The organism is Arthrobacter sp. UYP6 (assembly GCF_040547315.1).
GTDB lineage: Bacteria > Actinomycetota > Actinomycetes > Actinomycetales > Micrococcaceae > Arthrobacter_B.
The window spans coordinates 47,888-67,083 of record NZ_JBEPPM010000020.1; the positions used below are offsets into that span (position 1 = coordinate 47,888).

The window sequence follows — 19,196 nt, forward strand, 5'->3', positions numbered from 1 at the left end:
CGGCTAGGCCCACTGCCGTTCCCATGCTCAGATAAGAGGATGGAAACCCTGCAGACCCCCCGCTCCGCCGTCGAACTGGGCACCGGCGCCCTGACCGCGGAGAACATCGTCGCCGTCGCCCGGCACGGCGCCCCCGTGGCGCTGGCAGCTGAGGCGCTCACCGCCATGCGCTCTTCACGCGCGGTCATCGAGGAGCTCGCCGCCGACGACAAGCCTCATTACGGCGTCTCCACCGGCTTCGGCGCCCTGGCCGTCAAGCAGATCGTGCCCGAACAGCGCCGGCAGCTGCAGCGTTCGCTGATCCGCAGCCACGCGGCGTCGTCGGGCGCGGAAGTGGACACCGAGGTGGTGCGGGCCCTGATGCTGAACCGTCTCTCCACCCTGGCCACCGGCCGCACCGGGGTCCGTCCGGATGTGGCACTGGCCTACGCGAGGCTGCTCAACGCGGGCATCACCCCGGTGGTGGGCGAGTACGGATCGCTGGGCTGCTCGGGCGACCTCGCTCCCCTCTCCCACTGCGCGCTGGCCCTGATGGGCGAAGGTGAGGTCCGCACGGCCGACGGCGACCGCGTTCCCGCCGCCGTCGCCCTGGCGGCCGCCGGGCTGGAGCCGCTGGAGCTGCAGGAAAAGGAGGGCCTGGCCCTGATCAACGGCACCGACGGAATGCTGGGCATGCTCACGCTCGCGATCGCAGATCTGCACCTGCTGCTCTCCACCGCGGACCTCGCCGCAGCCATGAGCGTGGAGGGCCTGCTGGGCAGCGACTCAGTGTTTGCCGCGGATCTGCAGGCCCTGCGGCCGCAGCCCGGGCAGGCCGAGTCCGCCGCGAACATCCGCGCCGTCCTGGCCGGATCCACCCTGATCGAAGAGCAGAAAACCGGCGGCTTCACCCGGGTACAGGACGCCTACTCGCTGCGCTGCGCACCCCAGGTGCACGGCGCCGCACGGTCCACGCTGCTCCATGCAGAGAACGTTGCGGCGTGTGAGCGTGCCTCGGCCATCGATAACCCGGTGGTCACTCTGGACGGGCGGCTGGAGTCCAACGGCAATTTCCACGGCGCACCGGTGGGCTATGTGCTGGATTTCCTGGCCATCGCCGTCGCTGACGTTGCCTCCATGAGCGAACGCCGGACGGACCGCTTCCTGGACCGGTCCCGCAGCCACGGACTCAATGCATTCCTGGCCTTTGACCCGGGTGTGGATTCAGGGCATATGATCGCCCAGTACACGCAGGCCGGGATCGTCTCCGAGCTCAAGCGCCTCGCCGTTCCGGCCTCCGTGGATTCCATTCCCTCCTCGGCAATGCAGGAAGACCATGTGTCGATGGGCTGGGCGGCCGGACTGAAGCTACGCCGCTCCATTGACGGACTGACGCGGGTCCTGGCCATTGAAATCCTCACCTCGGCACGGGCGCTGGACATGCGCGACGGCGGTGTTTCCACCTGCCGCAGTGCTCCGGCGGTCGGCGCGGTGCGTACGGCCCTGCGGGCAGTGGTGCCGGGTCCGGGACCGGACCGGTATTTGGCACCGGAGATTGAGGCCTGCAGAGTGGCAGTGGCGGACGGTTCCCTGCTTGCTGCTGCTGACTCGGTGCTGGGCACACCGCTACTCTAGGCCCATGATGCCTACGGATGCTGCCGCCCCTGCCCGCCTGACCGCCCGGATCACCGGTGAAGTGCAGGCTGTGGGGTTCCGCTACCGGACCCTGCAGCAGGCCACCCGGCTGGGACTGACCGGGGTGGTGGCCAATCACAGCGACGGCTCCGTCCAGGTGGTGGCGGAAGGACCCCGCGCAGCCCTGGCGGAACTACTGCAGTGGCTGAACTCGCCGGCCGCGCCGGGAACGGTCACCGGGGTCCAGGACACTTGGGCCCGGGCCACGGGCGAGTTTGCGGATTTTCGCACCGACTAGGCATTGCCGCACGGACCAGGCACAGCGCGGGGTTTCCGGGCAAGAGATTTTGGGCAAAGAGGTTTTGGGCAAAGGAAAAGCGCCGGCAGACTGTGGGGTGGTTGGGGGAACAACCCTAGTCTGCCGGCGCCGGATAGGTCACTACTCTATCCATTCATCACTCGCACCCTTATGAGGTATCTACTACGATAAACGGCCTGGCTGGGCACGAACTGTAGGAAAGCTGGCAACTCCCTGAACGTGCATGGCCGGCGGCACTACGGGTCAGGAAGCCCTTTGGCGGGTCAGTGCTTCATGCACCGGGCGGGCAGCCTGCGGAGCCGGGTTGCTGGAGGCCAGCACTAGCGAGGGCCGCTGGCCCTTGGCCGGGCTGCATTGCTGGGACTTCGCGGAAACAGAGGCCGCCGGGCCGCTCGTGCCGGCGGCCGCATCTGCACCGCTGCTTCCGGACTGCTTTTTGCCCGGCACCCGATTGGAGGCGCCGGGACGCTTCAGTGAAGCGGACTTCGAACCGGGATTGCTGACCGGACGCCCCTTGGGTGCCGCAGTCTTGGGCGCCGCAGTCTTGGGTGCCGCAGTCTTGGGCGCCGCGTTCTTCACCTGCGGGTTGGCGCCCCGGGGTTTCTGCTGCTTCTTTGCCGGGCTCTTTGCCGCGGCCGACTTGTTGACGGGGCTTTTCGGGGCCGCTGGCTTGGCTGTGGTCTTGGCCGCTGTGGTCTTGGCCGCCGTAGTCCTGGCCGGTTCCTTCGCAGGTGCCTTGACCGTTGCCGCTGCCGCCTTAGCGCCTGCCTTCCCCGCGGGTGCCGAGGCCGCCGTCTTAGCCGTCGGCTTTACCGTGGAAGCGGCGGCCACCCGCTTTTTCGCGACGGCCGGGCGTGCCGGCGTTTCCTCGGCTGCTGCGGCTTCAGCAACAGCTGATGCAACGGCCGCAGCAATGGACGCTGCGCGTGCCGCGGCAACCGCATCAGACATGGAGACCGCCGGCCCAACGGTCCGTGCCACAGGCGCGTACTGCCGGCCGGTCGCAGCCGGCGGACGCAGCGCAGCGCGCAGTTCTTCAGTTGCCGAACGGGTGGTGTCAACGAAGGCCAGGGCGGCCGTGTCATCGGGGACACTCTCAGCACGGCGGACGGCTGACTTCTTGACCAATCGGTAAATGCCCGCAATCACCACAATCAGTGCAACACCCGTCCCGTACAGCAGGATCAGGGACAGGGCCAGAGATGTTGTCCCTCCGGAAAAGAATCCAACCCCGGTTACTGCCATAACCAGCCATACGCTGGAAATAACGGTCAGCACTGTACGGGCTTTTACATAGAGGGAACGCTGCTGCACGCCAACCAGCTGTGGCGGCAAGATATCTGACACTGAGACAGACCTTTCAGGCAAAAAGGTGGATCAAAAAGAAGAGAAAGCCCACTTGGCTTTGTCCTTCAACTGTAGGCACCTGTTCGTCCAAAAAAGACCATTCACGCCGGCTTGAGCTGATTCGTTACGAAGGAGCGGTGAGAGATTGGTCACAGGGTGATCCGGGCCGGACGAAGTGCCTCAGCAGCAGGTATTTCCGACGTCTCACCCAGTAGCAGAGCAGCCCCAAGTTCGGCGATTCCGGATGATGTTTGGAAGCCGTAGCCACCCTGTCCGGCGAGCCAGAAGAAGCCCGGAACCACGTCGTCGTACCCCACCACCGGAAGCCCGTCAGCGGCTTGGGTGCGCAGTCCCGTCCAGGACCTCGCCACACCGGTGATGCCTAGGGTCGTCAAGGCATTGACCCGCGTCACCAGCGCGGCAACGTCATCGGCCTGCGGCTGGGCGTCCATCGGTGCGCTGGGAATGCTCTCCGACGGCGAGATCAGCACCTGCCGCCCTTCGGGGCGGTAGTAGAAGGACTCATCGGCGTCCGCCACCATCGGTGCGTCTTCGGCCAGCGGATGTTGCACGTCGACGACGGCGGCGGTCCGGCGGTAGGGCTGCAGCCCGCGCGGACGGGCTGAGTAGAGGTCCGCCAGCTGATCGGCCCATGCTCCCGCGGCGTTGACCACCACACGGGACCTGATGCTGGTGTCCCCCGCTGCGCTCACCCAGCTCCCGGTGCAGTCCGCGGCAGGTGCCCCGGGCCCCGTTTCGGCGGTTCCGGCCTCAAACACCGCACTGCGGACCGGGGAGGCAGTTCGAATGCGGCCGCCGCGGTCCAGGATCCGCCGGTGGTGATACTCCATCAGCGCGTCGGTGTTGCAGGCAACGGAGGTGGTGTCCAGCCCCGCCGCGGCAAAGCAGCCCGGCTTCAGCTCCGGAGCCAGTGCCTGCAGCTGTGCTTCGGTGATGGGATGCATGTGGCCGCTGGCCCGGTCCCGCACCGTTTCTTCGCTGCCCACCAGCAGAAAGCTGCGCGCCGTAAGTACCGGTTCGGGCAGGTGGACCTCCAGCGCCCGGATCATTGCCAGGGTCCGCACCGTCAGGTCCTGGATGACCGGCGGGCCGTAGCTTGGAATAAGCTGGCGCGCCGAGCGGGAGGAGGTGTGGAACCCCAGTGTTTCCTCGGCCTCCACCAGCAGGACGCTGGTCCGGCCGGCCAGGGCCGAGCCCAGTGATAGACCGGCGATGCCGCCGCCGATAATCAACACGTCACAGTCCACGCTGTCTCCTTCACGTGCCCGCATCAGAGCCAGTCCCGCACGTCCGTCAGGATCTCCATCAGTGTTTCCGAGCCCAGCAGGTACATCCCCGGATGGTCATCGGAGTTGGAGAGCAGGGCCGAAGCCATGCATACCGCCCAACCCTGCGCCCTGCCCCAAACATAAGGGTCGGCGTCGTACTGTCCCCCCAGAGCCGCACGGAAGGCACTGCGCCCGTTTTGGTCAAACACCAGCCAGGCGGCGGCGAGGTCGGTGGCCGGATCTCCCGCGGTCAGGTCCCCGAAGTCGATGACGGCCTGTAGTGCGCCGTCGGCAGTGCCCACCAGGTTTGCCGGATGCAGGTCACCGTGCAGCCACAGCGCCGGGCCGGGCCAGGGCGGAAGTTTCAGGCTGGCGTCCCACAGTTCCCGGACGCGGGCGGCGTGCGGGACCATGCCGCTGGCCAGCCGGTCCAGGACCGCGTCGTTGCGGTTCTCCAGCGGGATTCCGCGCACCGCATTGAAAGGAAACCCCGACGGGGCCGGCTGGTGGAAGGCATTCAGGAACCCGGCCAGCTGCGCGGCAAGGGCAACGTTGCGGTCCCGCGGCTGCAGTGACACCTCGAGTCCGTCAAACCAGCGCGTGATGTTCCAGGGCCAGGGAAACGCCGTTGAAGGTTTGCCCGGAAATACCGGAGCCGAGGTTGCGACCGGAAGATCCGCTGTGAGCCCCGGGAGCCATTGCTGCTCATTGGCGGTCAGCTGCGCCGCCGAGAGCCGCCGGGGAAGCCGGACCGCGTAGTTGGCGCCGAGCCGGAAGATGTAGTTGTCCCAGCCGTTGGCGACCGGCCGCAGCGGCATATCCGCCAGGGAGGGGTGCTGTTCGCGGAGCAGCTGCCGCACCAGGTCAGCATCCACGGAGATTTCTGCTGGAGGATGATTGGCCATGCCTGAACCCTACCGTCAGCCCAACTCCGGCGTCTGTTGTTAAGCACCGCCGGCTCATAAATACCACCGGCCCCGGGGGATCCCCGGGGCCGGCAGTTTTTATGCGATGAGCCTGGTTAGCCCTGCACGCCGAGGCGTTCCAGGATCAGTTCGCGCACGCGGCCGGCGTCGGCCTGTCCGCGGGTGGCCTTCATGACGCCGCCAACAATGGCGCCCACAGCCTGGACCTTGCCGCCGCGGATCTTGTCCGCGACGTCGGGCTGAGCTGCAAGGGCGGCGTCGATGGCTTCGAGCAGGGGGCCGTCGTCGGACACCACGGCCAGGCCGCGCGCCTCAATGACTTCCTCCGGGGTGCCTTCGCCGGCGAGCACGCCGTCGAGCACCTGGCGGGCCAGCTTGTCGTTGATCTTGCCGGCCTGGATCAGGCGGTCAAGTTCCACGATCAGCTCCGGTGTCACGCCCACCTCGGTGGGGTCCACTTCGGCTTCCTTGGCGCGGCGGGACACTTCGCCCATCCACCACTTGCGGGCCACCTGTGCGGAGGCTCCGGCGGCAATGGTTTCCTCAATGGAATCCATGACACCGGCGTTGACCACGTCGCGGAACTCGGCGTCCGAGTAACCCCAGTCGGCCTGCAGACGCTTGCGGCGCTCGGCCGGCGGCTCGGGCAGGCGGGAGCGCAGCTCCTCGATCCATTCCGTGGTGGTGACCACGGGAACCAGGTCCGGCTCCGGGAAGTAGCGGTAGTCATCGGCGTCGGACTTGGGCCGGCCCGACGTCGTCGAGCGGGTGTCCTCGTGCCAGTGGCGGGTTTCCTGGACAATCTTGTTGCCCGATTCCAGGACGGCGGCGTGGCGCTGGATTTCGAACCGGACGGCGCGTTCGACGGCGCGCAGCGAGTTCACGTTCTTGGTTTCCGAGCGCGTGCCGAACTTTTCCTGGCCATACGGGCGCAGCGACACGTTGGCATCACAGCGCACGTTGCCGCGTTCCATCTTGGCGTCGGAAACGCCCAGGTTCTTCACGATCTCGCGGACCGCGGCCACGTAGGCCTTGGCCAGCTCGGGCGCGCGCGACCCGGCACCCTCAATGGGCTTGGTAACAATCTCCACCAGCGGCACGCCGGAGCGGTTGTAGTCCACCAGCGAGAAGTCGGCGCCCTGGATGCGGCCCGTGGCGCCACCCATGTGGGTCAGCTTGCCGGCGTCCTCCTCCATGTGCGCGCGCTCGATCTCGACGCGGAACACGGTCCCGTCCTCCAGTTCGATGTCCAGGTAACCGTCGTACGCAATGGGGTCTTCGTACTGCGAGGTCTGGAAGTTCTTGGGTGTGTCCGGGTAGAAGTACTGCTTCCGGGCAAAGGTGCAGGATTCGGCGATCTTGCAGTTCAGTGCCAGGCCGATCAGGATCGAGTACTCCACGGCAGTCTTGTTCACCACCGGCAGCACGCCGGGCATACCCAGGCACACCGGCGTGACGTTGGTATTCGGCTCGTCACCGAAGACGTTGGGCGCATCGGAGAACATTTTGGTGTTGGTGTTGAGCTCCACATGGACCTCAAAACCGAGCACCGGATCATACTTCTCCATGGCCTCTTCGAAGGACAGGGTCTCGTCCTGGATGTGCGCAGACATTACTTCACTCCTCCGAGTACGGGTGCAGAGGCCAGCAGCGGGCCGCCCCACTTCTGTTCCAGCAGGCGTTCCAGGGCTGCTCCGGCACGGTACAACCGGGCATCTTCGCGGACCGGAGCCAGGAACTGGATGCCCACCGGCAGTCCGTCGGCCAGGCCGCCGGGGATCGAGATGCCCGGTACGCCGGCCAGGTTTGCCGGAATGGTGGCGACGTCGTTCAGGTACATCGCCAGCGGATCGTCCAGCTTCTCCCCCAGCTTGAACGCCGTGTTGGGCGAGGTCGGGGAAATCAGCACGTCGGCCTGGGCAAACGCGGCGTTGAAGTCGCGCTGGATCAGCGTGCGCACCTTCTGGGCCGAGCCGTAATAGGCGTCGTAGTAACCGGCGGACAGGGCATAGGTGCCCAGGATGATGCGGCGCTTGACCTCGTCGCCAAAGCCGGCGGCGCGGGTGGCGCCCATGACGCGCTCAATGGTCATGGGGCCGTCGGCGGGCAGGGCACGCAGGCCGTACCGGACGCCGTCGTACTTGGCCAGGTTCGAGGAAGCCTCGGAGGGCATGATCAGGTAGTAGGCGCCCAGGGCGTACTTGAAGTTGGGGCAGGAGACCTCAACAATTTCCGCGCCGGCATCCTTGAGGAGCTCCAGGGATTCGTTGAAGCGGGCTAGGACCCCTGCTTCGTAGCCTTCGCCCTGCAGTTCCTTGACGACGCCGATGCGCATGCCGGCCACGTTGCCGTTGCGGGCTGCTTCCACGAGGTTGCCCACGGGATCGGTCAGCGAGGTGGAATCCCGGGGGTCGTGTCCACCAATGACTTCCTGCAGCAGCGCAGCGTCCAACACGGTGCGGGACACCGGGCCGATCTGGTCCAGCGAGGAGGCCATGGCAATGGCACCGTAGCGGGAAACCCCGCCGTAGGTGGGCTTCACACCCACGGAACCGGTGACGGCGGCGGGCTGGCGGATGGACCCGCCGGTGTCCGTGCCCAGTGCCAGCGGAGCCTCGAAGGCAGCAACGGCAGCAGCCGAACCGCCGCCGGACCCGCCGGGAATGCGGTCCAGGTCCCACGGGTTGCGGGTGGGGCCAAACGCAGAGTGCTCGGTGGAGGAACCCATGGCGAATTCGTCCAGGTTGGTCTTGCCCAGCATCGGCATGCGCGCAGCACGGATCCGGGTAATCACAGTGGCGTCATACGGGCTCATCCAGCCCTCAAGCATCTTGGAGCCGGCCGTGGTGGGCTGACCCTTGGTGACAATGAGGTCCTTGATGGCGATCGGCACGCCGGCAAGGGTGTGCAGGGTTTCACCGGCGGCGCGGGCCTTATCGACGTCGGCCGCAACGGCCAGCGCTTCGTCGGTGTTCACGTGGAGGAAGGCGTTGACGGCGCCGTCGACCTCGGAGATGCGGTCCAGGTGTGCCTGCGTAACTTCAACGGCGGAGACCTCGCCGGCTGCGAGCTTGTCCGCCAGGACGGCGGCGCTCGATGTGATCAGTTCATTCATGGAAGTCTTTACTCCTCATCCAGGATGGCAGGGACCTTGAAGCGGCCGGCCGCATTATCGGGAGCACCGGAGAGCGCTTCTTCATTGGTCAGCGTCTGCCCCACAACATCCTCGCGGAACACGTTGACCAGCGGGATCGGGTGGGAGGTGGCCGGGATGTCCTCACCGGCAACTTCGCTTACGGATTTGATCGAATCAACAATGACATCCAGTTCGCCGGCCATCTTGGCCAGTTCATCCTCGGTCATCTCAATGTGGGCCAGATGCGCCAGGTGCGCCACAGCCTCACGATTGATCTCAGACATGAGTCTCCCATGCGTCTTTTACGGATAAAAAGGTATCCGTTCCAGTCTACGGCGTTTGGTGGGGCGGTTTTTCGTGGTTCATGCCGGGGGCGGCCCTGTCCGGGAGTCGAATCGACGGCGGCCGACCCGGGGATGGAAGGCGCGACATCCGGTGTGCACGTCTGGTGGGTTGCCCGGTACGTCTGCTCATTCAGTGTGCAGGTCTGGCGGGTTAATCCGCGCGGAGGTCACCGTATCTGCACACCGGACGATGCGGCGCCCCGCCAAACCCACCGTATCTGCACACCGGGAGCGTGCCGGGGCCCGCCAGCACCTTGCTCCCAAAGGCCAGCGCATGGGGCCTGGCTTCCAACTTCCAACTTCCAACTTCCAACTTCCAACTTCCAACTTCCAACGGATTCTCGCGGCACCATCCGGTGTGCACGTCTGGCGGGTTGCCCGGTACTTCTGCTCATTCGGTGTGCAGGTCTGGCGAGTTAATCCGCGCGGAGGTCGCCGTATCTGCACACCGGACGATGCAGCGCCCCGCCGAACCCGCCGTATCTGCACACCGGATTTCCCGGGCCGGAACATACAAAACCCCCGCCCACGCGGATGCGGGCAGGGGTTCCGTAAACCTCCTTGAGTTCCCTGCGGAGGTTTACTCCGAAGGGACCCGGTGTCAGAGCTCCAGGCAGAAGACCCAGAGGATAATGTCCTCGTTCGGGACGTACCAGTCGCGCTCGGGAACGCGCTTAAAGCCCATGGACTTGTACAGGGCATGCGCGTTGGTCATCGGCGTCATGCTGGTCAGGCTGACGGTGTGGATCCCGTCGAGGCTGCGCGCGTACTCGATGACGGCGGCAACGAGAGCCCGGCCGACGCCGCCGCGCTGCAGGGCCGGATCCACCGCGAGCATGCGGAATTCCAGTTCACCCTCGATCGCAATGTCCGTGTACGGCTGGCCGGCGAAGGTGATGGCGGTGGAAGCAGCTACCTTGCCGTCGAGTTCAGCCACCCACACCACGGCGTTGGCCGCGCGGTCTTCAACGTTCTCCAGATCCTTGACGTAGGGATTGTCTGCTTCGATAAACCCGGCGCTTAGGTACGCATCACGGGTGATCCGGCGGATGTCGTCAAAGTCTGCCTCGGTGGCCTGCCGGACGGTGATGCTCATGCGTGTTACGAATCCTTACGTGGGTCTTGATTTCCAACGTAGATTCTAGCCCGCCCAAACCCCGTCCGTGCGACGACCGTGACGGCGGACACGCGCCGCGGCGGACGGGTGCACAGTTGCCCCGAACCGCGGCGCGTGAACGATGCCTGCCCGTAGCCCGCTAACGACGCCGGACAGCGGCTGCGCAGGCAACGCAATAACGCGCCTCCGGGCGAATTTCGAGGCGTTCGGCGGGAATGGGATTGCCGCACATCTCACAGACCCCGTAGGTACCCTCGTCCAGACGCACCTGAGCATCGAGCAGCTCGATGAGCGACGCCTCGCCGGCAGCGAGCAGCGCCATCTCATTGTTCCGCTCCACCGAGACGGTGGACCCCTCGGGGTCATGCTCGTCGTCCGCCGGCGTGTCCTTTGCCGCGAGTGTCACTTCCCGGATGTCCTCCACAACAGCACTGACCTTTTCCCGGGTCTGCCCGATCCGCTCGTCCAACAGCCCCGCGAAATAGGCCGTGTCAAGATCAGCGGGAGTGGGATGCTTGGATGTGGGGACGCGCTCAGCCGCAGCAGTTGAGGACTTCCGCGGTGCAGCAGTTACTTTACGGGTCATGGGGTTCCTCCTAGTCCCTGAATGCCAAGCAAGTTCGATCAATTATCCGCTCCCACCTGCCCAAAGACCCGTCCACTGAAGCCCACTTTACTCACGGCTTAATTCGTCACCCTTGGGCCATTCCGGCTGGGCTAGCATGGCGGAAGCAGCCTTGGAGTGCTCGGTCAACATGGCCGGCACCGCAGTTGGCGCCGGGGGAACACAGTGGTTGATACGCAGTACAACGAGCCGCGGCTGGTGGCGCTGTACGACGAGGACAACGCCGGCAGCTGGGACACCGATTTCTACGCGGGGATGCTGGGCTCGGTCAGCCAACGCGGACCGCTGCGGATCGCGGACATCGGCTGCGGTACAGGCAGCTTCGCGGTCCGTCTGGCGCGCGCCGGACACACGTTGACCGGCATTGATCCGGCCGCCGGCATGCTGGCAGCCGCGCGGTCGCGCGACGGCGGCGAGCTGGTCACCTGGCTGCATGGAACCGCCGTAAATCTGCCGGCGGGCCCGTTTGATGCTGCCGTGATGACCGGGCACGCGTTCCAGTGCCTGCTGACCGAAGCTGAAATCCTTGCCACCCTCGAAGCGGTACGCTCACGGCTGACCCCCGGCGGAACGTTCTATTTTGAGTCCCGGAATCCGGCCACCAAGGCGTGGCTGGAATGGGACAGCGGCAGTGCGGGTCCGGAACGGCAGGAATCCTCGGCGGGGCCGCTGGAAGTTGAGTGGGAACTGATCGCCGCTGAAGAAGAGCCCGACGGCGTCCTCGTCACCTTCGAGGACCGAACCCGATTCCTGGCCGACGGCGAGCGCTTTGCCAGCCGCAGCACGCTGAAATTCACCCGGGCGGACGTCCTGGCGAGGCTGCTGGAGGAAGCCGGCTTTGGCGAGGTGGACTGGTGCGGCGATTGGGAAGGCGGGCCGCTGGATCCCGCGTCCAGCCGGGAAATCATAGTCGCCGCCCGGCATCCCGCCGACGGACCCTAACGTCCGGCCTGCGGTTTCAACGCCGCACGGTTCAACGGCAGGTAACAGGTGCAGTCACTCTGCCCAGGCGCTATCCCAAAACTCAGGCAGTGCCAACGGCGGCACCGGCCGCGGTCACTGCTGCCAGCCGTTCGGCGTCGCTTCCCGGCGGTGCGGGGCGGCGCACCGGAACACCTGCTTCCTCGGCGATCAGGGCGCCGGCGGCATAGTCATATTCGTTGAGGCCGCGCTCAACGTAGGCGTCCAGGGCACCGTCGGCAACCATGCATAAATCCAGGGCGGCGGACCCCAGCCGGCGGACGTCCGCGTATCCTGCCGCTAAGTGCGGCAGCGCTGCGTACTGCTCCTTACGAACCGCGGCGTCGTAGGAGAATCCGGTGCCCAGGAGCTTGCCGATCCGCTCCGGGTCCGGTCCGGTCAGCTTCCGGACCGTGCCGTGTTCGGCCAGCCAGGCGCCATGTCCGCGGGCGGCCGAATACACCCGCACCAGCGCCGGGGCGTGCACAACGCCGGCCAGCCAGACGCCGTCGTCGTTCACTGCGGCCACCGACGTGGCGTAGTAGAGAATGTTGCGGATGAAGTTGGTGGTGCCGTCGAGCGGATCGATGGACCAGCGGATGCCGGAGGCGTTCGCCGGAACACTGGCGTCCAGTTCCTCGCCGGTGACAGTGTCCCGCGGGCGGCGGCGGTTAATGACTTCCCGCACCGCCCGTTCGGCGGCAGTGTCGAATTCGGTGACCCAGTCGCCGGCGGCGCTCTTATTGACCGCGTTCAGCCCTTCGGCGGTTCGCCGGGCCAGCACGGCCGCACCTGCCGCAGCCGCCTCGCGTGCCACATCGAGCAGCTCCAGCGGATCCTCCACCGGCACGCCTGCAGGATCCGGAAGCGGCGTCATGCTGTCTCCTCCTCCAACAGCCGCCCGTCAAGCAGCCGGCGGAAGCCGTCCTCGTCCAGCACCGGCACACCGAGGGACTCCGCCTTGTCCAGCTTGGTGCCGGCGTTCTCCCCCGCCACGAGGTAGTCGGTTTTCTTGGAAACGGATCCGGAGGCTTTGCCGCCGCGGGTAATGATGGCTTCCTTCGCCTCGTCCCGGCTGAAGGTCGGCAGGGTTCCGGTGACAACAATGGTCATACCCTCCAAGGTGCGGGGCATGGTTTCATCGCGTTCATCAGCCATCCGCACGCCGGCCGTGGCCCAGCGGTCCACAATCTCGCGGTGCCACTCCTCTTCGAACCATTCGGTCAGCGCGGCGGCAATCGTGGGGCCAACACCGTCCACATGGGCCAGCTGCTCCTCGCTGGCCGCCCGGATGGCGGCCATGGAGCCGAAGGCTGTTGCGAGCGCCCGCGCCGCCGTGGGGCCGACGTGCCGGATGGACAGGGCCACGAGTACCCGCCACAGCGGCTGGGTCTTGGCCTTTTCCAGCTCGGTGAAGAGTTTGCGGGTGGTGGCGGTGGGTTCGGAGGGTTTCTTGGCCGTGCCCTTGGAGTAGAAATAGGGAACCAGCTCCGTGCCGTCCACTACGCCCTTGACCCGTTTGGGCCGCTGAATCCGCACCTCGGCCAGATCCTCGATGTTCAGGTCAAAGAGCCCGGCTTCACTGGTCAGCGGGGGGACCTCGGGCTCGGCGGGCTGCGTCAGCGCAATGGCCGCCTCCCAGCCCAGCGCCTCAATGTCGAAGGCACCGCGGCCGGCCAGATGGAACACGCGCTCCCGCAGCTGCGAGGGGCAGGACTTGGCGTTGGGGCAGCGGATGTCCACGTCGCCTTCCTTCGCGGGCTTCAGCTCCGTGCCGCAGGAGGGGCAGTGAGTCGGCATCACAAAGTCACGTTCGCTGCCGTCGCGGAGAGCGACGACGGGGCCCACGATTTCGGGGATTACGTCTCCGGCCTTGCGCAGCACCACGGTGTCGCCGATCTTCACACCCTTGGCCTTGACCACATCCTGGTTGTGCAGGGTGGCCATTTCCACTGTGGACCCGGAGACGGACACCGGAGTCATCATCCCGTAGGGGGTGACCCGGCCGGTGCGGCCCACGTTCACCCGGATGTCCAGCAGCTTGGTGTTCACCTCCTCCGGCGGATACTTGTAGGCCACGGACCACCGCGGCACGCGGGACGTGTGCCCGAGGGCGCGCTGCAGCGCGAAGTCGTCAACCTTGACCACAATCCCGTCGATCTCATGGGAAAGATCATGGCGGTGTTCACCGTTGGTGGCGATGTACCGGAGCACCTCGTCATAACTGTCCAGGACTTTAAAGTACGGCGACGTCGGCAGGCCCCACTGCTTCAGCAGCGCGTAGGTCTCGGATTGGCTGGCGGCGGTCAGACCTTCACGGGCGCCGATGCCGTGCACGTACATACTTAGCGGGCGACGGGCGGTGACTTCGGGGTCTTTCTGCCGGAGGGAGCCGGCAGCGGCATTGCGGGGGTTGGCAAACGGCGCCTTCCCCGCCTCCACCATGGTCTCGTTCAAGTGTCCGAATTCCTTGGAGGGGATGAACACCTCGCCGCGGACTTCCACCTCTGCCGGCACGTTCTCGCCGTGGAGCTTCCGCGGGATGGAAGCAATGGTGAGCACATTGTGCGTGATGTCCTCCCCCGTGGTGCCGTCGCCACGAGTGGCGGCCCGGACCAGGTCTCCGTTGCGGTACAGCAGGTTCACAGCCAGCCCGTCAATCTTCAGCTCGGTCAGCCACTTGATTTTCTCGCCGGGAGCAATATTCGCCACCGACGCTTCGGTCTTGCGGACCCAGGCGTCCAGCTCGTCCAGGGAAAAGACATCTTCCAGGCTGTACATACGCGCAAGGTGTTCCACCGGGGCAAACGCCGCTGAAACTTCTCCCCCCACCTCCTGTGTGGGCGAATCATTGCTGACCAGCTCAGGGTGAAGCGCTTCGAGTTCCTCAAGCCGTTGGTACAGCTCGTCAAACTCCGCATCGGAAACAAGGGGGGCATCTTCGTTGTAGTACGCAAAACGGTATTTCCGCACCTGGTCGGACAGGCTCTGATACTCCTCCCGCAGGTTACCGCTGGGCGGGGTATCAGTGCTGACGGAATCGACGGCGGCTGCAGAGGCCGATTTCTCCGGGGATGTCTTGGCTATGCTCACCTAACCAATCTTGCCGCATTCCGCACCTGCAGCGGCAGTCCTGACACTCCGGCCTGCTCACCCCAGCCCGCGGAAGCAACCTGCCGACTGTCCGTCAACCGATGTTCTGCACAGCACTTTTGGCCCGGGCTCCGGCACCGGAGGCCGTCTGATCGTTCAGGTTCAGGGTCTGCTTCACCAATCCAATGATGTTCCGGGTTTCGTTGGCCGCATTTCGAAAACGGTTTTCCACGGACTGGTATTCCTCCGAAACGCCATCGGCCTGGAAATCCGACATGGCGGAGTTGACCGCTTTCTCGTGTTCCCCGATGAGGGACTCAAGGCGGCCCACAATGGACGCGATCTCCCCCTGCACGGCAGAAGACGTATCGGTGTCATAGCTCAAACGATCCTGGGACATGGCAAACCCTTTCGAAGTCAGCGCAAAACGCTCAGTAAAAGAAAATCAGGACGGAAACAACGGGAAACGGAGCGGAAGGTCAGCGTGAGGAACCGAAACGGGCTGCATCGAAACTCGCTGCCCCCTGCTGCTGCGCGGCGTTGTCCGCGGATTCCTGGTCACCCAGGTGGAAAGACCGGTCCATTTCCGACTGCCCCATGAGGATGGCGGCAAGGGAACCGTTCAATTCATTGGCCACTTCGTCTGTGCGGGCCTTGAACTCATCAAACTTCACCCGGCCCGATCCGTTGAATTTGCCCTCCAAAGGCGCCACCGCCTGGACCAGCGAACGGACCAGCTGACCCAGATCATCATTCGAGGAACCTGTTTGCCGGGTGAGTGTTCCGAGCGTCTGCGAACCCATATCAAATTTCATCACTGCCCACTTTCCGCGCGTGCCGCGCCATTGTCCGGTTAGGTCCGGCGCCGGAGCTGATGCCCCTTTGGAGGGCTTCCCTTTCCGCCTGCCGGTGGCTCCATCCAACGCGGACCCTCCGGAAAACACCATGCAGGGCACCGGGCCTGTGGATAACCGTGTGGCCGGCGCCAGGGGTGCAGCCACCAGCCGTGAAACCCTGACGCCGGACCTGATCAACGTGGGCACGCGTGGCCACCGCCCGCAAGCGGTCCGGCGACTCGGCAGTGCAAACCTTGATATGGTCTGCGTCACCTGCTAGGCCTATTCATACGGATGGGGCGGTCCGCCGGGCCGTGAAGGGTTCCGGGCTGCCGAAGGCGGGACGGTGAAGGGAAGTGCGTCAGTGGTACGGAAAGAACCGCGCGTGGAAAACGTGGATGAAAAGGACATAGAGGTTACACCCCCCAAGGAATGGGCAGCAGGACTTCCTGCCGTCTATCACTCGCTGAAACCGGCAATACAGCACATGGGTGCAAAACGGGCCCTGGAAGCCACGTTCAAAATGAACCAAAAGGACGGTTTCGACTGCCCCAGCTGCGCCTGGCCGGACCCTTCGCACCGCAGCAAATTCGAATACTGCGAAGAGGGCGTCAAGGCCGTCACCTGGGAGGCCACGCCCGTGGTCATCTCCCCGGAGTTCTGGGCCGAGCACAGCATCACTGAACTTCGCGGCCGGACCGAATACTGGCTGGGCATGCAGGGCCGGCTGACGGAACCGGTCTACAAACCTGCAGGCGAGGATCATTACCGTCCAATCAGCTGGGACGAGGCGTTCCGCATTGTGGCGGACAAACTCAACAGCCTGGACTCCCCGCACGAGGCCGCCTTCTACACCAGCGGCCGCACCTCCAACGAGGCCGCGTTCCTGTACCAACTGATGGTGCGGGGCTTTGGCACCAACAACCTGCCCGACTGCTCCAATATGTGCCATGAGTCCTCCGGCTGGGCCATGGGCCAAACCATCGGAATCGGCAAGGCCACCGTCGCCTACGATGATTTCGGCAAAGCGGACCTGATCATCCTCATGGGCCAAAATCCGGGAACCAACCATCCGCGCATGCTGACAGCCCTTGAGGAGTGCAAGCGCAACGGCGGCAGCATCGCGGCTGTCAATCCGCTCCCCGAGGCCGGTATGCGGCGGTACAAGAACCCGCAGAAAGTGCGCGGCATTGCCGGCAAGGGAACCGAGCTGGCCGATCAGTTCCTGCAAATCCGCCTGGGCGGGGACATGGCACTGCTGCAGGCCATCTCCAAGCGGGTCCTGGAAGCCGAGGAACGAAATCCCGGCACCGTCCTGGACCATGATTTCCTGGAAAAGCACTGCGAAGGACTGGAAGACCTCAAAGACCATTTGGTGCATCTGGATGACCAGACCGTTGTGGAGGCCACCGGCCTGCCCATCGAGGAAATCAACGAGCTCGCCGACCGGTATCTCAGGGCCGAGAAGGTCATTATCTGCTGGGCTATGGGCATCACCCAGCAGAAGAAAGCTGTGCCCACGATCAAGGAAATCATCAACCTGCTGCTGCTGCGCGGCAACATCGGCAAGCCCGGAGCCGGGGCGGCGCCCATCCGCGGACACAGCAACGTCCAGGGCGACCGCACCATGGGCATCTGGGAACAGATGCCGCCGGCCTTCCTGGATGCTCTGGGCAAGGAGTTCAGCTTCGATCCGCCCCGGGACCACGGCGTGGACGCCGTCGAAACCTTCTACAAGATGCAGGAAGGACACATCAAGGTCTTCTTGGCGCTGGGAGGAAACCTCATCTCGGCCATTTCCGACACGCAGTTTGCCGAGGCTGCCATGCAGAAAACCGAGATGACGGTGCAGATTTCCATCAAGCTGAACCGCTCCCACCTGATCACCGGCGAGGAAGCGCTGATCCTGCCCACGAAGGGACGCACGGAACTGGACATCCAGGAAAGCGGCCCGCAGTTCGTGTCGGTGGAGGACACCGTGTGCGTGGTGCACCCTTCGCGCGGAAACCTGTCCCCGGTGTCGGAAAATCTGCTCTCCGAACCCGCCATCGTTTCCAGGCTGGGAGCACTGGTGGTCGGTGATCGGATCGATGCCGACTGGGAGGGATACGAGAAAAACTACGACCTGATCCGTGAACACATCGGCCGCGTCGTCGAGGGATGTGACAACTACAACGAGCGGATCCGGCACGAAGGCGGCTTTGTCCTGCCCAACGCCCCCCGGGATTCGCGCACCTTCCACACTCCCACCGGCAAGGCCATCATCACGGTCAATGATTTGGAAGCGGTGGAGCGCCCTGAAGGCACTCTGATCCTGCAGTCACTGCGCTCCCACGATCAGTGGAACACCACCATCTACGGGCACAATGACCGCTACCGGGGCATCCGCGGCGGCCGGCATGTCCTGTTTATGAACGCCAGGGACATTACGGACCTGGGTCTGGCTGACGGGCAGTACGTCGACATCCACGGAGTACACCACGATGGCGCGGAACGGGTTCTGCGGAAGTTCCGTGTGGTCTCGTATCCCACGCCGCAGGGCTGCGTTGCCGCCTACTACCCCGAAGCCAACGTCCTGGTCCCGATGGACCATGTGGCCGAAGGCAGCAACACACCCGTGTCCAAGACCGTCCTCGTGCGCGTTGAGCCCAACCTGGACCCGGCACACGAACAGGTCGAAGACTTCAAGACCCGGGCGCCTGCCTAGCCGGAACCGCGGGTGCCTGCGGGGTCTTCGGCCAGTGCCGAAGCCCCCGCAGGCGCCGTTCCGATTACTGTGCCGAGTTCTTCCAGCCGGGCTGGTCCGGGCCTTCCAGGCCGGTGGCGGCAAGCTGGAAGGCTGTATCGGCAGCGCTCCGAACCGCTTCGTCCGCTGCCTTGCGCCCGCTGGTCTTGGACAGCCCGGCGGCGTACCCCACCACAAAAGTGCTGATCAGGCCCGCATTGGCGCCTACGGTCTTGGATGACTGTTCCGCCAGCTCCACCAGCATCTTGTGGTCCACTTCCAGGTCCAGGATCTGCAGCGCCTGGGTCAGGCGGCGGCTCCATTCGCTGAGGGTGCGCTCTTCTGTGTCGGGATTGGTACTCATGACATCTCCTTCAGTGCGGGCTGGTGAAACAAGGATTAGCACCGCCCGGGGGCATTGCACAACGCCCCCGGCCGGCACTCATCCACAAGGTTGTCCCCAGCTTGGCACGACCGGCCCCGAAAACCCGACGCCGGTGTAAGGATGTAGCCAACGTGTCCAAGGGCGAGGGGACCTTCATGGCCAGCGACTACGACAACCAGCTCATCGAGTCCGTCACCGTGCGCCGGCACAGGCTCCTGACCGCGCTGCTCTACGGGGAAAACCCCAATGAACGCCGCTGGATGGACAGCCTCCGGTTGTTTCTCCTCAGCATCGCCGCCGCTGCGGTGATTGCCGCCGTGTGCGTGGGGTATTCCTTTGTCAGCAACCTGCTGGCCGAGAACCGCGCCAAGCAGGAGGAACAGGCCCAACCCCGGCAGACGTCCATCTCCTGGCCCTTTGCGGAAAGCACCTTTCCGGAGACCACCACCGGGGTTCCGGCCGGGACAGGAGCCTGACCGC

Annotated in this window: 18 protein-coding genes; 5 read left to right on the forward strand and 13 right to left on the reverse strand. The window is 65.0% G+C overall.

Annotated features, from left to right (window positions below):
• Positions 1 to 39 precede the first annotated feature (39 nt).
• Entirely contained in the window at positions 40 to 1,614 is a 1,575-nt protein-coding gene (gene hutH, locus ABIB35_RS15660; RefSeq protein ID WP_354182651.1) for a histidine ammonia-lyase, read from the forward strand.
• A 4-nt stretch (positions 1,615 to 1,618) separates the two neighbouring features.
• Entirely contained in the window at positions 1,619 to 1,912 is a 294-nt protein-coding gene (locus tag ABIB35_RS15665) for an acylphosphatase (RefSeq protein WP_354182652.1), read from the forward strand.
• Between the two features lie 264 nt (positions 1,913 to 2,176).
• Here the strand turns inward: ABIB35_RS15665 and ABIB35_RS15670 are convergent, their stop codons facing one another.
• The 8 genes from ABIB35_RS15670 to ABIB35_RS15705 form a co-directional block, all read right to left on the reverse strand.
• A complete protein-coding gene (locus ABIB35_RS15670) occupies positions 2,177 to 3,280 on the reverse strand; it encodes a hypothetical protein (protein ID WP_354182653.1) in 1,104 nt (367 codons plus the stop codon).
• A gap of 149 nt (positions 3,281 to 3,429) precedes the next feature.
• Positions 3,430 to 4,548 (reverse strand): NAD(P)/FAD-dependent oxidoreductase, encoded by a 1,119-nt coding sequence (locus tag ABIB35_RS15675; protein ID WP_502915811.1) that lies wholly within the window; start codon positions 4,546 to 4,548, stop codon positions 3,430 to 3,432.
• A 23-nt stretch (positions 4,549 to 4,571) separates the two neighbouring features.
• Positions 4,572 to 5,474 carry an aminoglycoside phosphotransferase family protein gene (locus ABIB35_RS15680; RefSeq protein WP_354182655.1) on the reverse strand — a complete coding sequence of 301 codons (903 nt, stop codon included), beginning with the start codon at positions 5,472 to 5,474 and terminating at the stop codon, positions 4,572 to 4,574.
• A gap of 116 nt (positions 5,475 to 5,590) precedes the next feature.
• The gene (gene gatB / locus ABIB35_RS15685) at positions 5,591 to 7,108 is read right to left on the reverse strand and encodes an Asp-tRNA(Asn)/Glu-tRNA(Gln) amidotransferase subunit GatB (RefSeq protein ID WP_354182656.1); all 1,518 of its coding nucleotides are present in this window, start codon (positions 7,106 to 7,108) and stop codon (positions 5,591 to 5,593) included.
• A complete protein-coding gene (gene gatA / locus ABIB35_RS15690; RefSeq protein WP_354182657.1) occupies positions 7,108 to 8,610 on the reverse strand; it encodes an Asp-tRNA(Asn)/Glu-tRNA(Gln) amidotransferase subunit GatA in 1,503 nt (500 codons plus the stop codon). The genes gatB and gatA overlap by 1 nt, the downstream gene beginning before the upstream one ends.
• Before the next feature lie 8 nt (positions 8,611 to 8,618).
• Entirely contained in the window at positions 8,619 to 8,915 is a 297-nt protein-coding gene (gatC, locus tag ABIB35_RS15695; RefSeq protein ID WP_210230431.1) for an Asp-tRNA(Asn)/Glu-tRNA(Gln) amidotransferase subunit GatC, read from the reverse strand.
• Between the two features lie 661 nt (positions 8,916 to 9,576).
• Positions 9,577 to 10,071, reverse strand: coding sequence for a GNAT family N-acetyltransferase (locus ABIB35_RS15700; RefSeq protein ID WP_354182658.1), 495 nt, complete (start codon positions 10,069 to 10,071; stop codon positions 9,577 to 9,579).
• Between the two features lie 160 nt (positions 10,072 to 10,231).
• Complete coding sequence (locus ABIB35_RS15705) at positions 10,232 to 10,678, reverse strand: TraR/DksA family transcriptional regulator (RefSeq protein WP_354182659.1); 447 nt, start codon at positions 10,676 to 10,678, stop codon at positions 10,232 to 10,234.
• Positions 10,679 to 10,882: 204 nt separating this feature from the next.
• Between ABIB35_RS15705 and ABIB35_RS15710 the strand changes: the two genes are divergently transcribed.
• On the forward strand, positions 10,883 to 11,659 hold the full coding sequence (locus ABIB35_RS15710) for a methyltransferase domain-containing protein (protein WP_354182660.1): 777 nt from the start codon (positions 10,883 to 10,885) through the stop codon (positions 11,657 to 11,659).
• A gap of 82 nt (positions 11,660 to 11,741) precedes the next feature.
• On the opposite strand, the gene ABIB35_RS15715 is transcribed toward ABIB35_RS15710, so the two are convergent.
• From ABIB35_RS15715 to ABIB35_RS15730, 4 genes are all read right to left on the reverse strand, one after another.
• A complete protein-coding gene (locus ABIB35_RS15715) occupies positions 11,742 to 12,521 on the reverse strand; it encodes an inositol monophosphatase family protein (RefSeq protein WP_354182679.1) in 780 nt (259 codons plus the stop codon).
• Between the two features lie 29 nt (positions 12,522 to 12,550).
• Complete coding sequence (gene ligA / locus ABIB35_RS15720) at positions 12,551 to 14,764, reverse strand: NAD-dependent DNA ligase LigA (protein WP_354182680.1); 2,214 nt, start codon at positions 14,762 to 14,764, stop codon at positions 12,551 to 12,553.
• A gap of 100 nt (positions 14,765 to 14,864) precedes the next feature.
• A complete protein-coding gene (locus tag ABIB35_RS15725) occupies positions 14,865 to 15,170 on the reverse strand; it encodes a pore-forming ESAT-6 family protein (RefSeq protein ID WP_354182661.1) in 306 nt (101 codons plus the stop codon).
• 79 nt (positions 15,171 to 15,249) lie between these two features.
• The gene (locus ABIB35_RS15730; protein WP_354182662.1) at positions 15,250 to 15,585 is read right to left on the reverse strand and encodes a hypothetical protein; all 336 of its coding nucleotides are present in this window, start codon (positions 15,583 to 15,585) and stop codon (positions 15,250 to 15,252) included.
• A 385-nt stretch (positions 15,586 to 15,970) separates the two neighbouring features.
• Between ABIB35_RS15730 and ABIB35_RS15735 the strand changes: the two genes are divergently transcribed.
• Positions 15,971 to 18,313 carry an FdhF/YdeP family oxidoreductase gene (locus ABIB35_RS15735; RefSeq protein WP_354182663.1) on the forward strand — a complete coding sequence of 781 codons (2,343 nt, stop codon included), beginning with the start codon at positions 15,971 to 15,973 and terminating at the stop codon, positions 18,311 to 18,313.
• A 64-nt stretch (positions 18,314 to 18,377) separates the two neighbouring features.
• On the opposite strand, the gene ABIB35_RS15740 is transcribed toward ABIB35_RS15735, so the two are convergent.
• The gene (locus ABIB35_RS15740) at positions 18,378 to 18,695 is read right to left on the reverse strand and encodes a DUF6457 domain-containing protein (protein ID WP_354182664.1); all 318 of its coding nucleotides are present in this window, start codon (positions 18,693 to 18,695) and stop codon (positions 18,378 to 18,380) included.
• A 152-nt stretch (positions 18,696 to 18,847) separates the two neighbouring features.
• Between ABIB35_RS15740 and ABIB35_RS15745 the strand changes: the two genes are divergently transcribed.
• Entirely contained in the window at positions 18,848 to 19,192 is a 345-nt protein-coding gene (locus ABIB35_RS15745; RefSeq protein WP_354182665.1) for a hypothetical protein, read from the forward strand.
• The last annotated feature ends 4 nt before the right edge of the window (positions 19,193 to 19,196 follow it).

Bases quoted from the DNA above. Each gene is read 5' to 3' on its own strand.
- hutH (WP_354182651.1), top strand. From the start codon at position 40: ATGGAAACCCTGCAGACCCCCCGCTCCGCCGTCGAACTGGGCACCGGC.
- gatA (WP_354182657.1), bottom strand. From the start codon at position 8,610: ATGAATGAACTGATCACATCGAGCGCCGCCGTCCTGGCGGACAAGCTC.
- ABIB35_RS15730 (WP_354182662.1), bottom strand. From the start codon at position 15,585: ATGAAATTTGATATGGGTTCGCAGACGCTCGGAACACTCACCCGGCAA.
- ABIB35_RS15665 (WP_354182652.1), top strand. From the start codon at position 1,619: ATGATGCCTACGGATGCTGCCGCCCCTGCCCGCCTGACCGCCCGGATC.
- ABIB35_RS15680 (WP_354182655.1), bottom strand. From the start codon at position 5,474: ATGGCCAATCATCCTCCAGCAGAAATCTCCGTGGATGCTGACCTGGTG.
- gatC (WP_210230431.1), bottom strand. From the start codon at position 8,915: ATGTCTGAGATCAATCGTGAGGCTGTGGCGCACCTGGCGCATCTGGCC.
- ABIB35_RS15740 (WP_354182664.1), bottom strand. From the start codon at position 18,695: ATGAGTACCAATCCCGACACAGAAGAGCGCACCCTCAGCGAATGGAGC.
- ABIB35_RS15725 (WP_354182661.1), bottom strand. From the start codon at position 15,170: ATGTCCCAGGATCGTTTGAGCTATGACACCGATACGTCTTCTGCCGTG.
- ABIB35_RS15705 (WP_354182659.1), bottom strand. From the start codon at position 10,678: ATGACCCGTAAAGTAACTGCTGCACCGCGGAAGTCCTCAACTGCTGCG.
- gatB (WP_354182656.1), bottom strand. From the start codon at position 7,108: ATGTCTGCGCACATCCAGGACGAGACCCTGTCCTTCGAAGAGGCCATG.
- ABIB35_RS15700 (WP_354182658.1), bottom strand. From the start codon at position 10,071: ATGAGCATCACCGTCCGGCAGGCCACCGAGGCAGACTTTGACGACATC.